We start from the raw sequence: 12,520 nt of genomic DNA on the forward strand, positions 1-12,520 counted from the left end.
CTCAATTACCGCTGCGCGACGGGCCTCACCACGCGCCCGCGAGCAGGTCGCGGGTCTCGCCGAGCAGCTGCGGCAGCACCTTCGTGTGCCCGATCACCGGCATGAAGTTCGCGTCGCCGCCCCAGCGCGGCACCAGGTGCTGGTGCAGGTGCGCGGCGATGCCCGCCCCGGCGATCACGCCCTGGTTCATCCCGATGTTGAACCCGTGCGCCGCCGAGACCGCCCGGATCACGCCCATCGCGTGCTGGGTGAACTCGGCCAGCTCGCGCGTCTCCTCGGGCGTGAGGTCCGGGTAGTCCGCGACGTGCCGGTACGGGACCACCATCAGGTGACCCGGGTTGTACGGGTACAGGTTCAGCACCGCGAACACGGTCTCGCCGCGGGCGACGATCAGCGCGCGCTTGTCGTCGCCGAGACCGGGCAGGCGGCAGAACGGGCAGCCGTCGGACTCCTCGCCCTCGGGCTTGTCCTGGCCCCGGATGTAGGCCATCCGGTGCGGGGTCCACAGCCGCTGCAGCGCGTCCGGGACCCCGACCCCGTCCTGTTCGACGAGTTCCGGCTCGGTCACTTCAGGATCTTCTCCACGGCCTCGGCCGACGGCGACGCGTTCTCCCGGCGGGCGACCCACTCGGCGATCGCCTCGACCGCCTGGTCCACCGGGACGCCGTTGATCTGGCCGCCGTCGCGGAACCGGAACGACACCGCGCCCGCCTCCGCGTCCTTCGCGCCGGCCAGCAGCAGGAACGGCACCTTCTGCGTGGTGTGCGTGCGGATCTTCTTCTGCATCCGGTCGTCGCTCGCGTCGACCTCGACGCGGATCCCCTTGGCGCGCAACGCCTTCTCCACGTCGCGCAGGTACTCGACCTGGTCGGCGGTGATCGGGATGGCGACCGTCTGCACCGGCGACAGCCACGCCGGGAACGCGCCCGCGTAGTGCTCGGTCAGCACGCCGAAGAACCGCTCGATCGAGCCGAACAGCGCGCGGTGGATCATGATCGGCCGCTGACGGCTGCCGTCGGAGGCGGTGTACTCGAGGCCGAAGCGCTTGTTCTGGTTGAAGTCCAGCTGGATGGTCGACATCTGCCAGGTGCGGCCGATGGCGTCCTTCGCCTGCACCGAGATCTTCGGGCCGTAGAAGGCCGCGCCGCCCGGGTCCGGGACCAGTTCGAGGCCGGAGTCGACGGCGGCCTGGCGCAGCGTCTCGGTGGCCTCCTCCCACTCCCAGTCCTCGCCGATGAACTTGTCCGAGTCCCCTCGCGTGGACAGTTCGAGGTAGAAGTCGGACAGGCCGTAGTCGGCCAGCAGGTCCAGCACGAACTTGAGCAGCGACCGCAGCTCGGACGGCATCTGCTCCTTGGTGCAGTAGATGTGCGAATCGTCCATCGTCAGGCCGCGCACGCGGGTGAGGCCGTGCACGACGCCGGACTTCTCGTAGCGGTAGACGGTGCCGAACTCGAACAGCCGCAGCGGCAGTTCGCGGTAGGACCGCCCGCGCGAGCGGAAGATCAGGTTGTGCATCGGGCAGTTCATGGCCTTGAGGTAGTAGTCCTCTTCCTCGAACTGCACCGGCGGGAACATGGTGTCCGCGTAGTACGGCAGGTGCCCGGAGGTGTGGAACAGGTCGCCCTTGGAGATGTGCGGCGTGTTCACGAACTCGTAGCCGGCTTCCTCGTGCCTGCGGCGCGAGTAGTTCTCCAGCTCGCGGCGGATGATGCCGCCCTTCGGGTGGAACACCGGCAGCCCGGAGCCGATCTCCTCGGGGAAGGAGAACAGGTCCAGCTCCGCGCCGAGCTTGCGGTGGTCGCGCCGCTCGGCCTCGGCGAGGCGCTCGAGGTGGGCGTCCTGCGCCTCGGCCGATTCCCACGCGGTGCCGTAGATCCGTTGCAGCTGCGGGTTTTTCTCGTTGCCGCGCCAGTACGCGGCGGCGACCCGGGTGAGCTTGAAGGCCGGGATGAACTTGGTGGTGGGCACGTGCGGGCCGCGGCAGAGGTCGCTCCACACGCGTTCCTTGGTGCGCGGGTCGAGGTTGTCGTAGATGGTCAGCTCTCCCCCGCCGACCTCCATCACCTCGGTGGTGTCCACATCGGACTTGATGTCGACCAGCTCAAGCTTGAACGGCTCGTCCTTCAGCTCTTCCTTGGCCTCGTCCGTCGAAGCGAAGACGCGGCGCGAGAACTGCTGCGCGCCCTTGACGATCTGCTTCATCCGCTTCTCGAGCTTCTGCAGATCCTCGGGCGTGAACGGCTTTTCGACCGCGAAGTCGTAGTAGAAGCCGTCGCGCACCGGCGGGCCGATGCCGAGTTTGGCGTCCGGGAATTCCTGCTGCACGGCCTGGGCGAGCACGTGCGCGGCGGAGTGCCGGATCACGCTGCGGCCGTCCTCGGTGTTCGCGGCGACCGCTTCCACCTGCGCCTCGGCTTCCGGGGCCCACGCGAGGTCGCGCAGTTTCCCGTCGGCGTCGCGGACGACGACGATCGTGTCCGGGCCCTTGGTGGGCAGCCCGGCTTCGCGCACCGCGGCGCCCGCCGTAGTGCCCGCCGGCACCACCACGCGCGGGGCGGGTACGGCGGCAGCTGACGACGGTTGGGACACGATCGGACTCCTTTTGCAGATGTGACTGAAACGGCTTCCGCTGATGCTAGCCGTCGGCGGGTTCGCCGATTCGACCGCCGTCACCCGCGGACGCCAAGAGGCCGCCCCGGGCGTGCGGGGCGGCCTCTCGGCGATGCGGGAAGGGTCAGAGCGTCTCGACGACCTGCTCGAAGTCGAGCCGCGGCAGGCGGTCGAACCACGGGTTCTCGCCCGGCTTGCCGACGTTCACCGCGACGAGCGAACGCCAGTTGTTGCCGGAGAAGAACTCCTTGTCCACGCCCGCGGCGTCGAACCCGGTCATCGGGCCCGCGGCCAGTCCGGCGGCGCGCACGCCGATGATGAAGTAGCCGACCTGCAGCAGCGAGTTCAGCTTGGAGAACTCGACGCGGCCGGCCTCGTCGGCGAAGTTGTCCTTCACGCCGGGGTTGTGCGGGAAGGTCTGCGGAATGTTCTCGTGGAAGTCGACGTCCGCGGCGAGGATGACGGTCAGCGGCGCCGCCTCGGTCTTGGCGCGGTTGCCCTCGGCCAGGTGCGGCAGGAGGCGCTGCTTCGCCTCGTCGCTGCGGATCACCAGCGCACGCAGCGGCTGGGTGTTCATCGAGGTCGGGGCCCACTTGACGAGGTCGTAGATCGCGCGGACCTGCTCGTCGGTCACCGGCTCGGAGCTGAAGCTGTTGGCCGTGCGCGCCTCGCGGAACAGCAGGTCCTGCACCTCGGCGGGCACCTGCAGCTGCTGGGACTCTGCGAAAGTAGTCATCGGTTTCGGCGTTCCTTCCCGTGCTGTCGCCTACGCACGGCACCAACATGGTTGAACGCTTGACTATTTCGCCGATCCCGCCGATGTGACCCAGCGCACGGGAGCGGCCGCCGGCCGTTTTCGGACCGGCGGCCGCCGCCGGAAGGATCTTCGCAGGTCAGTAGGCGCCCTGCCCGGCGAGGACGGCGCGGAAGGTCTTCCACAGGATCACCAGGTCCAGCGCCAGCGACCAGTCCTCGACGTAGCGCAGGTCGAGCCGGATGCTCTCGTCCCAGGACAGATCGCTGCGCCCGCTCACCTGCCACAGCCCGGTCAGCCCGGGTTTGACCAGCAGCCTGCGGCGCGCGGCCGGAGCGTACGTCGCCGTTTCCTCGGGAAGCGGCGGCCGGGGCCCGACCAGCGACATCCGCCCGGCGACGACGTTGAACAACTGCGGCAGTTCGTCGAGCGAATACCGGCGCAGCAATCCGCCGACCTTCGTGACCCGGGGGTCCTTCTTCATCTTGAAAAGCGGCCCCGCGCCTTCGTTGGCCTTCTCCAGGTCGTGCCGGATCAAATGCGCGTTCACGACCATGGTGCGGAATTTGAGCATGGTGAACGCTTCGCCGTCCTTGCCGATGCGCCGCTGCCGGTAGATCACCGGACCGCGGTCGCCCGCTTTCACCGCCACCGCGATCGCCAGCAGCACCGGGGAGAACAGCGCCAGCAGCAAGGCCGCGCCGCAGCGGTCGACGACCTCTTTGACGAACCGGCGTCCGCCGGTGAAGGCGGGTGCGGTCACCCGCAGCAGCGGCATGCCCAGGACCCCGCTGACGTTGAGCCTCGGCCCGGCGACCTCCATCAGCATCGGCGCGACGACCATTTCCGACGAGGTGCCTTCGAGATCCCAGGCGAGCCGTTGCAGCCGCTCGGGATTCCAGTACTGGTCGGCCGTGATGGCCACGACGCGGTACCCGCCGCGGCGCACGTGCCGGGAAAGCTCCTCGAGCCGCCCGACGACCGGCACCCCTTCGATCTCCCCGGTCCCGGTGGACGTGCACACCGCCTCGACGCGCCATCCGACGTGCGCTTCGGTCCTCGTCCGCTTGATCAGGTCCGCGACCGTTTCCGCGCTGCCCGCCGCCATCACCGGCAGCAGGCACAGCCCGCGCCGCCGTCTCCGGTGCAGAATCTGCCGGAGCACGTATCGCTGGGGGAACAGCACTAATGCGACAGCCGGCACGACGAAGAACACCCAGGGCTGCACTTCGAGCGCGCCGAACAAGAGCCCGCCGAACGCGACCAGGACCGCCGCGGTGATCAGCGCCCGGCCGAGCGTGCGGTACTCCTCGGGGCCCTCGCCCAGCACCCGCGCGCTCCAGGCCCGGCTGACCGGAAGGGCGCAGAGGATCGCGAACGCGGTGCCGAACGCGTGCATGTCGTGCGGCGCGAGCCGGTCGATGACGAACGCGCTGATCGCGATCACCGCGCAGGCGGCGACGAGATCCGACGCGATCACCGTCCTGCGGTAGCGCTTCTCCCACTCCGCGGCGTGCGTTTTCGGCGGATCGCCCTCCGCCGGGCAGACCGTGGCGGGGTCGAGCCGGTCGCCGGCGGCGCGGGCGGGCGCCGCCGCCACGTCGACCGGCGGTGCGGGGACCGCTCTCAGGTCGACCCTCGGCAGCGCGACGCCGTCCGCGGGCCATGGCCGCACCGGTTCTTCCATCAGTCCTCCCGCGCTACGCAAGCTCCCCGGACCTGATTCGCCACCGGCACGCTGAGTCAGGACCGACGATCACGATCAGTGATCACGGGGCGGTCCGGCTCCACATCGCCGAAGGTGTGACACTCGCCAAGGTATCGGGTGGTCAGCGAGCGGTGTTACAGAGATTTTCCAGCCACGGCCTGCACGTCTTTCCCGTCAGGAAGCACCGGGAAGATAACGGGAATGTCACGATGGGTCACGCTGACCTGGCAACAGAAATTACCCGCAGTAGTCAAGTTTCCCACTACCTACACCGAACGGCCCAGCGGGCCCGCAGCCGAATCAGCTCCCCCGCACGGGTCAGCGCGCGTGCCCGCGCCCGCCCCAACCGCCGTTCGGGCAGAAGCTCTCCGCCGACTCGCCGATTTCCCTTGCCCGCAGCGCACTCCACGCCGGAATGCGCAGGACCTCCCGGTTTGCGACCGTTCGGGTGGTCTGAACCATTCGTGGGCGCCCTCCGCCGCCGGGCCCGGGCCCGGTCGCGCGTTTTTTCCGGACTGGCGCCGTGTTCTCGCCGCGATCATGTCCACACTGGACACCCCGATGGCGCCGGGCGCGTGCCGCGCGGCTTGCCCTCGGCATCGGAACGCGGCGCCAGCTCGCCGCGCAGCCGCCGATTCCCGGAACGGCGCCGATGCCCCGCTTCAGCAGGCCGTCACGTTGAACGCGACTTGCCCTCAGAATCGAAGTGCGCCCCCAGCTCAGCACGCAACCGCCGGCCCCCGGTGCCGCGCCGAGCACGGGCTCGCCCCTCGAGATCAGGATGCGCCGCCAGTCCGGCACACCGCCGCCGATGTTCCGGTTCAGTCGGTCGGCGGTGCGGCGGCCGTCGCATTGAGCGCAGTCACCACCGCTTCCTCTTCGAACTCGAAGTGCGCCTCCAGCTCCCCGGCAAGCCGCTCCAGCTCGGCGCGCAGCCGCGCAGGGTCGGATTCCCCCGGGACGAAGCCGTCGACCAGTTCGCGGATCGAGTCCTGCAGCCCGGCCGCCACCTGGTGCTGCCCGGCGAGTCGCGCGATCACCGGCGCGAGCGCGGGGAACTGCTCGGCCAGCGACGGGAACACCGCCGAGTCCTCGCCGACGTGATGCCTGCGCAGCGCGGTGCAGAAGCCGAGGCAGCGGGTCCGCATCTCCTGAGCCAAATCCGGTTCCGGCCGCACGATCGCGGCCGTGCGGCCCCCGGCCAATGCGTCCGCCTGTTCCCGCAGCGCCCGCAACTCGGCGCGAAACCATCGGTGCACTTCGACAAGCCAGTCGCCCATGCCTTTCACGCGCGAGTCGATGCGATGCAGCACGACCACCGGAATCGCCCGGGTCGTCTTCGCCTGGTAATCGCCGTAACCCGGAGCTTCCGCGACCGCCTTGGCGAAAAGCTTCTCGTACGCGGGCCCCTGCGGAATGGCGGCCATCGCCTGGTAGGTGTCGCCGCCGACCTCGACGGTCACCATCGGGTTCCGCCGGATGTTGCGGTACCAGGCGGGGTGGCGGTCCGCCCCGTTCGCCGAGGCGACGACCACCCCGTTTCCGTCGATCTCCAGGTAGCCGAGGAGCACCTCGCGGCGCAGGCCGGTCCGCGCGCCGGTCGTCGTCAGCACCGCCAGCGGCCAGCCTTCGAACCTGCCGCCGAGCGCGCCGCGGTTCGCCCGGAACTCGGCGATCAGGCGGGAGTGAAAATCGTTGCTCACACAATTCCTTTCGGTTTTTCCGGAAAGGAGGAGTCGAGCACGGAAAACGGACACGAAAAAGACCCCGCAGGCACAAGGCATGGCGCAGCGATCCGGTCGACGGATCCGCGGAACTGCGAGAGACGGAAAACCCGATCTCCGTGCTGGCTGGTTAGCCGCTACCTCCATGCGTAGGCCCATACGGGGCGCGGGGCTAAGTTAGCACAAGGCGGAAGCCCGGCAAACAGCCCCCGGGCGGTCCGGGCCAACGGCCGCCGAACAGGAAATGAACGCGACGCGTCGGACAAGGTCATCGGCACGCGGCGCAGCGCGTGGGGCCATTCGGCGCGCAGCGTATTCCGCCTGGCGTACTGACCGGCGCGGAAAGACTTCGCGATCGGCGAATGCACGAGCGGCAACGCGTATTCGGGGCCGTTCGGCGCAGCGGCCTGCTCCCCTCGCGCCCTTCCGCCGCGTCGGCGCCATTCGAGGACCGGATGTGCGGCGGCGCAGCGGAATGGGGCGAGCGCCGAGCAGTTCCCGCGACGCTTGATCTTCTCTCCGCCCGAGACGGCGCGCCTGGCGATTCCAGCCGATGATTCCGGGCACGAGATCTTCCTGTCCGGACACAAATCGTTGCACCGCACTGAATCCGCCCGCACACTCGGATCGGAAAGGGCGCGCCCGCGCCGGAGCAAGGACCGATTCGCCCCTTGCCGCACGGGCGGCCCGCCGCTGCGCCCGCACCCGCCGCCTGCTTCGGAAAACCACGAAACCATGAGCGCCAGCAACATCAATCAGCGAAATCAGGTCCCGAAAGCCTCTTGCGTTGCGGAAAATCCCGAGCATTGACCCGTAGTCAGCTTGCATGGCAATATCTTGCAAGGCAACCATTGGGGGACCATGCGTCAGCATCAATCACTTGACCGGAATGATTCCGCGAGCCCGCGAAGTGCGCTCCGTGCCATGGCGACAACGGCGCCGGTTCGCATTCGGCGATCACCGATCCCGGTGACCTGCGAGGTCGCGAGCCACGATGGCCGTTGAGGAGCACCCTTCCGTCATTCAGACGCTCCGGGGAATGTCGAGGCCCGTCTGGCTGCTCCTGATCGGCACCCTGATCAACCGGCTGGGCAGCTTCCTCCAGGTCTACCTGGTGCTGTACCTGACCGACCGCGGGTTCTCGACGGCGAGCACCGGATTCGCGCTGGGAGCGTTCGGCGTCGGCACCGTGGTCGGCGTCATCATCGGCGGCTCGGTGAGCGACCGGCTCGGCTACCGCCACACGATCGTCGGCTCCATGCTCGTCGCCGGCGTGCTCACGGTCGCGCTGCCGCACCTGACGAACATCGCGGCGGTGGTCGGCGTCGTCGGGGCCGTCGGCCTCACCTCGCAGGCCTACCGCCCGGCCGCGTCGGCTTTGCTGATCGACCTGACCCCGCCTGAGCGGCACATCATGGTGTTCGCCGCCTACCGGCTCGCCTACAACGTGGGCACCGTGGCCGGTCCGCTGCTCGGCGCGCTGCTGATCACCTATTCCTACGAAGCGATGTTCTACTGCAACGCGATCGCTCTCGTGGCGTTCGGGCTGCTCGCGTTCAGCCTGCCGAAACACTCGGACGTCGCGCACGCGGCGCCGTCCGGAGACCCCGAAGCGGCCGCGGAGCAATCGCCGGACCGGCCCGGGCGGCCGCCGTCCTATCTGGCCGTGCTGTCCGACACCCGCTTCATCGTGTTCAACATCGCGATGATCCTCGGCGGGATGGTGTACATCCAGAGCATTTCGACGCTGGCGCTGCACGTGACGGCGTCCGGGCACTCCCCCGGTTTCTACGCCGCGCTGCTCTCGATCAACGCGTTCGTGATCACCTGCCTGGAACTGCCGATCACGAGGTTCGTCCAGCGGATGACCGACCGGGCGACCGTCGCGGTCGGCAACATCCTGGTGGGCGCCGGGATGATGCTCTACCTGGCCGGTCCGTCGGCGGCGGTGCTCGTGATCGCGACGCTCGTGTGGACCGCGGGCGAGATGGTCGGAACCCCTACCATCACGGCGTACCCGGGCCGGATCGCGCCGCCGCGGCTGCGCGGGCGCTACATCGCGCTGTCCGAGTTCGCGACCCAGGTCGGCTACGCGGCCGGCCCGGCGCTGGGCGTCGCCTTGTGGGCCGTGTGGCCCGCCGGGGTCTGGTGGCTGTGCGGAGTGCTGACCGTCGTCGCCGTTTTCGGCTCCACCGTGTCGATGCCCGGCGCGGCGGAGCGGAACCGGCAGCCCCTCGACAGCTGATTCGCACCATGGCGACCAAGTCGGCGCGGGCCAGGACGGCCGCGTCGCGCACAGAGGCGCGCCCGCACGGGCAGCGCTCGGCACGCCCCGCGATACCCCGGAGCATCGCACGGCCGGGCCCGCACCGGGAACCGGGGCGGCGCGAAGTGGGGTTCATGTTCGAAAACGTTTGCGGTACAACGGCTACGTCGGACACGGGAGGGGCGGATGAGCGGCACGGCGGGTCCGGGCACGGAACAGGCGATCAGAGTCGTTGTGGTGTCCCAGGTACGGATCTACCGCCAGGGGCTGGCTCACCTGCTCGACGTCGAGGACGGGTTCGAACTGGTCGCCGCGACGTCCGAGGCGGACACCGCGGTGACGCTGCCAGGACAGTCCAGGGTCGACGTCCTGCTGCTCGACATGACCGGCGACATGGCGGGCAGCCGAGGGCTGGAGACGCTGCACCGGCTGGCCGGGCTCAGCGACGTTCCCTGTGTGGTGATGGGGATCCCGGAGCGGACGGCCGACGTGGTGTCGTTCGCCGAAGCGGGGATAGCGGGCTACGTCACCACGGAGAACTCCTTCACCGATCTGCTGGACACCCTGCGCTCGGCGACCCGCGGCGAGTTCGCGTGCAAGGGGAACGTCGCCGCCGGGCTCGTGGAGCGGCTGGCGGCGCTGGCCAGGGAACGCCGGGCCGTTTCCCTGCCGCAGCTCACCGCGCGCGAGCAGGAGATCGCGGTGCTGCTGGAATCCGGCCTGTCCAACAAGCAGATCGCGGGCATGCTGCACGTCCAGCTCACCACGGTGAAGAATCACGTGCACAAGATCCTGGAGAAGCTCGGCGTCCGGGGACGGGCCGAAGCGGCGGCCATGGTCCGCAAGCACCGGCTGGCCGAGACGGGATCCGGATCCTCGAAGAGATCCATTTCAGATCGGGAGGGTTCATGCCCGCCGGAGCGGGTGTCAGCAGAATCGCTGTGACCGAGACCGGTTGAGGCGGAGGCCGTGGTGTTCGCACACGTCGCACAAGGCACCCCAGGACAGGCACGCGCGGCAGCGCTGGCGCCCCGGCGAGCCGTGCGCGGGCGAATAAGTCCACAATGGACAGAGTCGGACTTTTCGCCGCCGACAGCCCGAAGCGGGCGATCTCTCCGGTCGGCGCATTCCGCGACACGAGACGGTTCGCAGGCGGCAGCGGCCGGGAGGTACGGCCGATCATGATGTCCTGCAACGGGATTGGGTCCCGAACATCGGCCGCGGGCTGGTGCTGCCGCGCGGATCTGCCCTCCCCCGCCGGTCCGCCTTGAGTCGCTCGCCCCGCTAGAGCGACCGCGTACCGGGCTGGCGCCGCCGACGATCGCGCGCCAGGCCGGTCCGCACCGTCTCTGCCACTGGGAATGTGCCAGCAGGAACGAGAAAGTCCTTTCCGCTGCACTCCGCCGATCCCGGATCCGTTGCGGCGCGCGCACATCCGCGCCGCGGACGCTCGCGCATCCGCCGGCGGGGCTCGGGTGAACGCTCCCCGAGCCCCGCCGGTTTCCGCACGGGCGGGCGCACTCCGCGATCCGGATGCCCGGGCTCCGTCCTGCCGCGAGCCGGGATCCGGTTCCCCAGCGCCGAATCCGCGCGGTCCGGTTTCCTCCCGGCCGCCGCGGACCCACGCAACACCATGACCTGTTCGCTCCCCGGTCCGGGGCCCAGGCGGGGATCCAGATCCCGTCTGGGCCCAATGTTGACCCCGGGGATTCATGCCGTCGGTCCGGAACACCACCAGACTGGCCATAGCTGAGGCGGTGCACGCCGATGAGCCCGATTCGAGTCCTTGTCGCCGGCATGGCGACCCTTGACCGCGACATTGTCGAGCGACTTGCAGGAGAGTGGCCGGACATGACGATCGTGTGCGAAGGAGCCGATCTCGCCGATGTCGACGTACTGCTGGTGCCCGAACCGGACTTGCTGGCCGGATACCTGAGCCTGATGTGGACGCACCGGCGGATCGGGGTCGTCGTGCTGGACCCGGCCGACCGGGACGGACTGGTCCGGGCCTGCCGGATCACCGTTCCCGCGTCCGACGCGAGCTCCACCTGGGAGCAGCGTCTCGCAGGCGCCATCCGGTCGGCGGCGGGCCCGGCTCGGCTCTTCCGGACCAGACGTTGACCCCGATTCCGCCGTATCCCCGCCACGCTCGCCAGGCCACCGAACGAGAGGACCCCCGATGACCAGCGTCCACGTCGCCTTCCTCGAGACCAACCGGACGGGCAGCGGCTACGAGGTGATGCGCGTCGCCAAGGAGCGCGGCTACCAGGTCACCCTCGTCGCCAAAGACCTCGACTTCTACCGGCAGCCCGGCCAGCAGCAGATCCCCATGGACGTCTTCGACCAGGTCGTCAACTGCGACACCGACGACCCGGAGGCGGTGGCGGCGACCCTGTCCGGGCTCGAGCACCGGCCGGACGCGCTGCTCTCGGCGAGCGAGTTCCACATGTTCGCCACCGCGCGGACGGGGCGGCTGCTGAAGGTGCGGGGACAGGATCCCGAGGCGGTCCGGGCGTGCCGGGACAAGTCGCGCGGACGCCAGCTGAGCGCGGCCGCCGGGGTGCCGATCCCCCGGTTCGTGCTGGCCGCCACGCCGGAGGAGGCGGCCGCGGCCGACGTCGGATTCCCTTGCGTGGTCAAGCCTTTGGACGATTCGGGCAGCTACGGCGTCAAGCTGTGCGCGAACGCGCAGGAGGTCGCCGACCACGCCAAGGCACTGCTCGCCTGGACGCACAACGAGGTCGGGCAGCCCAAGCTCCCGTCGGTCCTGGTCGAGGAGTACATGCACGGGCGGGAGATCAGCGTCGAGGTGATCGTCGCCGACTCGCGGGCCCGGGTCGTCGCGATGACCGACAAGGTGCTGCTCGACCCGCCCGTCTTCTACGAGATCGGGCACACCGTCCCGGCGTCTCTCGACCCGCAGGCGGAGGCCGCCTGCCGCGAGGTCGCGGTGCAGGCGCTCGAGGCGATCGGCTACGACTTCGGCGCGGCGCACGTGGAACTGATGATCACCGACGACGGGCCGCGGCTGGTCGAGGTGAACTGCCGGCTCGCGGGCGACCAGATCACCCGGCTGGTCAAGATGGCGACGGGGTACGACATGCACGCGGCGCTGCTCGACATCCACCTCGGAGCCGACCCCGGCGAACCGCCCGCCCCGGAGCGCGGCGCGGCCATCGTGTTCGTGGCGAGCCCCGGCGGCCGGATTCTTTCCCTCGACGGGGTCGAGGACGCCCGGTCGATGCCCTACGTGACGGAAGCGGACAAGTTCGTCGAGCCCGGCGCGGTCCTTCCGGAAGAGGCCGCGGGCTACGACCGCCTCGGCTACACGATCGCAGTCGCTCCGGACGGACCGTCCGCCGCAGCCGCCGCGAAGGACGCGGCCGACGCGATCAAGGTGGGCTTCGAACCCGTTCCGGGAACTGATCTCCGGTGACCGGCGCCGTCGGCCCGGC

General features: G+C 69.6%; 9 protein-coding genes. 4 read left to right on the forward strand and 5 right to left on the reverse strand.

Translation table 11 applies throughout. From position 1 onward, the window contains the following. Nucleotides 1–25: 25 nt before the first annotated feature. From L3Q65_RS16685 to L3Q65_RS16705, 5 genes are all read right to left on the reverse strand, one after another. Nucleotides 26–568 (reverse strand): HIT domain-containing protein, encoded by a 543-nt coding sequence (locus tag L3Q65_RS16685; RefSeq protein ID WP_037815627.1) that lies wholly within the window; start codon nt 566–568, stop codon nt 26–28. Then, nucleotides 565–2,592, reverse strand: a complete 2,028-nt coding sequence (thrS, locus tag L3Q65_RS16690) for a threonine--tRNA ligase (protein ID WP_182895892.1) — start codon at nt 2,590–2,592, stop codon at nt 565–567. Before thrS ends, L3Q65_RS16685 begins: the two co-directional genes overlap by 4 nt. 145 nt (nt 2,593–2,737) lie before the next feature. Next, nucleotides 2,738–3,349 (reverse strand): malonic semialdehyde reductase, encoded by a 612-nt coding sequence (locus L3Q65_RS16695; RefSeq protein ID WP_182895893.1) that lies wholly within the window; start codon nt 3,347–3,349, stop codon nt 2,738–2,740. Nucleotides 3,350–3,506: 157 nt separating this feature from the next. After that, nucleotides 3,507–5,054 carry a sugar transferase gene (locus L3Q65_RS16700; protein WP_182895894.1) on the reverse strand — a complete coding sequence of 516 codons (1,548 nt, stop codon included), beginning with the start codon at nt 5,052–5,054 and terminating at the stop codon, nt 3,507–3,509. Nucleotides 5,055–5,896: 842 nt separating this feature from the next. After that, a complete protein-coding gene (locus L3Q65_RS16705; protein WP_237600192.1) occupies nt 5,897–6,778 on the reverse strand; it encodes a nitroreductase/quinone reductase family protein in 882 nt (293 codons plus the stop codon). A gap of 1,060 nt (nt 6,779–7,838) precedes the next feature. Between L3Q65_RS16705 and L3Q65_RS16710 the strand changes: the two genes are divergently transcribed. From L3Q65_RS16710 to L3Q65_RS16725, 4 genes are all read left to right on the forward strand, one after another. Then, the gene (locus tag L3Q65_RS16710) at nt 7,839–9,044 is read left to right on the forward strand and encodes an MFS transporter (RefSeq protein WP_182895896.1); all 1,206 of its coding nucleotides are present in this window, start codon (nt 7,839–7,841) and stop codon (nt 9,042–9,044) included. A 207-nt stretch (nt 9,045–9,251) separates the two neighbouring features. After that, entirely contained in the window at nt 9,252–10,010 is a 759-nt protein-coding gene (locus tag L3Q65_RS16715) for a response regulator transcription factor (protein ID WP_182895897.1), read from the forward strand. A 906-nt stretch (nt 10,011–10,916) separates the two neighbouring features. Further along, complete coding sequence (locus L3Q65_RS16720; RefSeq protein WP_182895898.1) at nt 10,917–11,186, forward strand: hypothetical protein; 270 nt, start codon at nt 10,917–10,919, stop codon at nt 11,184–11,186. 58 nt (nt 11,187–11,244) lie between these two features. Next, the gene (locus L3Q65_RS16725) at nt 11,245–12,501 is read left to right on the forward strand and encodes an ATP-grasp domain-containing protein (protein ID WP_182895899.1); all 1,257 of its coding nucleotides are present in this window, start codon (nt 11,245–11,247) and stop codon (nt 12,499–12,501) included. Nucleotides 12,502–12,520: the final 19 nt, after the last annotated feature.

Source organism: Amycolatopsis sp. FU40 (genome assembly GCF_021903635.1).
GTDB classification, from domain to species: Bacteria; Actinomycetota; Actinomycetes; order Mycobacteriales; family Pseudonocardiaceae; genus Amycolatopsis; species Amycolatopsis dendrobii.

What these genes read in the sequence shown, in the direction of transcription:
- L3Q65_RS16720 (WP_182895898.1), top strand. Translation starts at nt 10,917, where the DNA reads ATGACGATCGTGTGCGAAGGAGCCGATCTCGCCGATGTCGACGTACTG.
- L3Q65_RS16715 (WP_182895897.1), top strand. Translation starts at nt 9,252, where the DNA reads ATGAGCGGCACGGCGGGTCCGGGCACGGAACAGGCGATCAGAGTCGTT.
- L3Q65_RS16710 (WP_182895896.1), top strand. Translation starts at nt 7,839, where the DNA reads ATGTCGAGGCCCGTCTGGCTGCTCCTGATCGGCACCCTGATCAACCGG.
- L3Q65_RS16695 (WP_182895893.1), bottom strand. Translation starts at nt 3,349, where the DNA reads ATGACTACTTTCGCAGAGTCCCAGCAGCTGCAGGTGCCCGCCGAGGTG.
- L3Q65_RS16700 (WP_182895894.1), bottom strand. Translation starts at nt 5,054, where the DNA reads ATGGAAGAACCGGTGCGGCCATGGCCCGCGGACGGCGTCGCGCTGCCG.
- L3Q65_RS16725 (WP_182895899.1), top strand. Translation starts at nt 11,245, where the DNA reads ATGACCAGCGTCCACGTCGCCTTCCTCGAGACCAACCGGACGGGCAGC.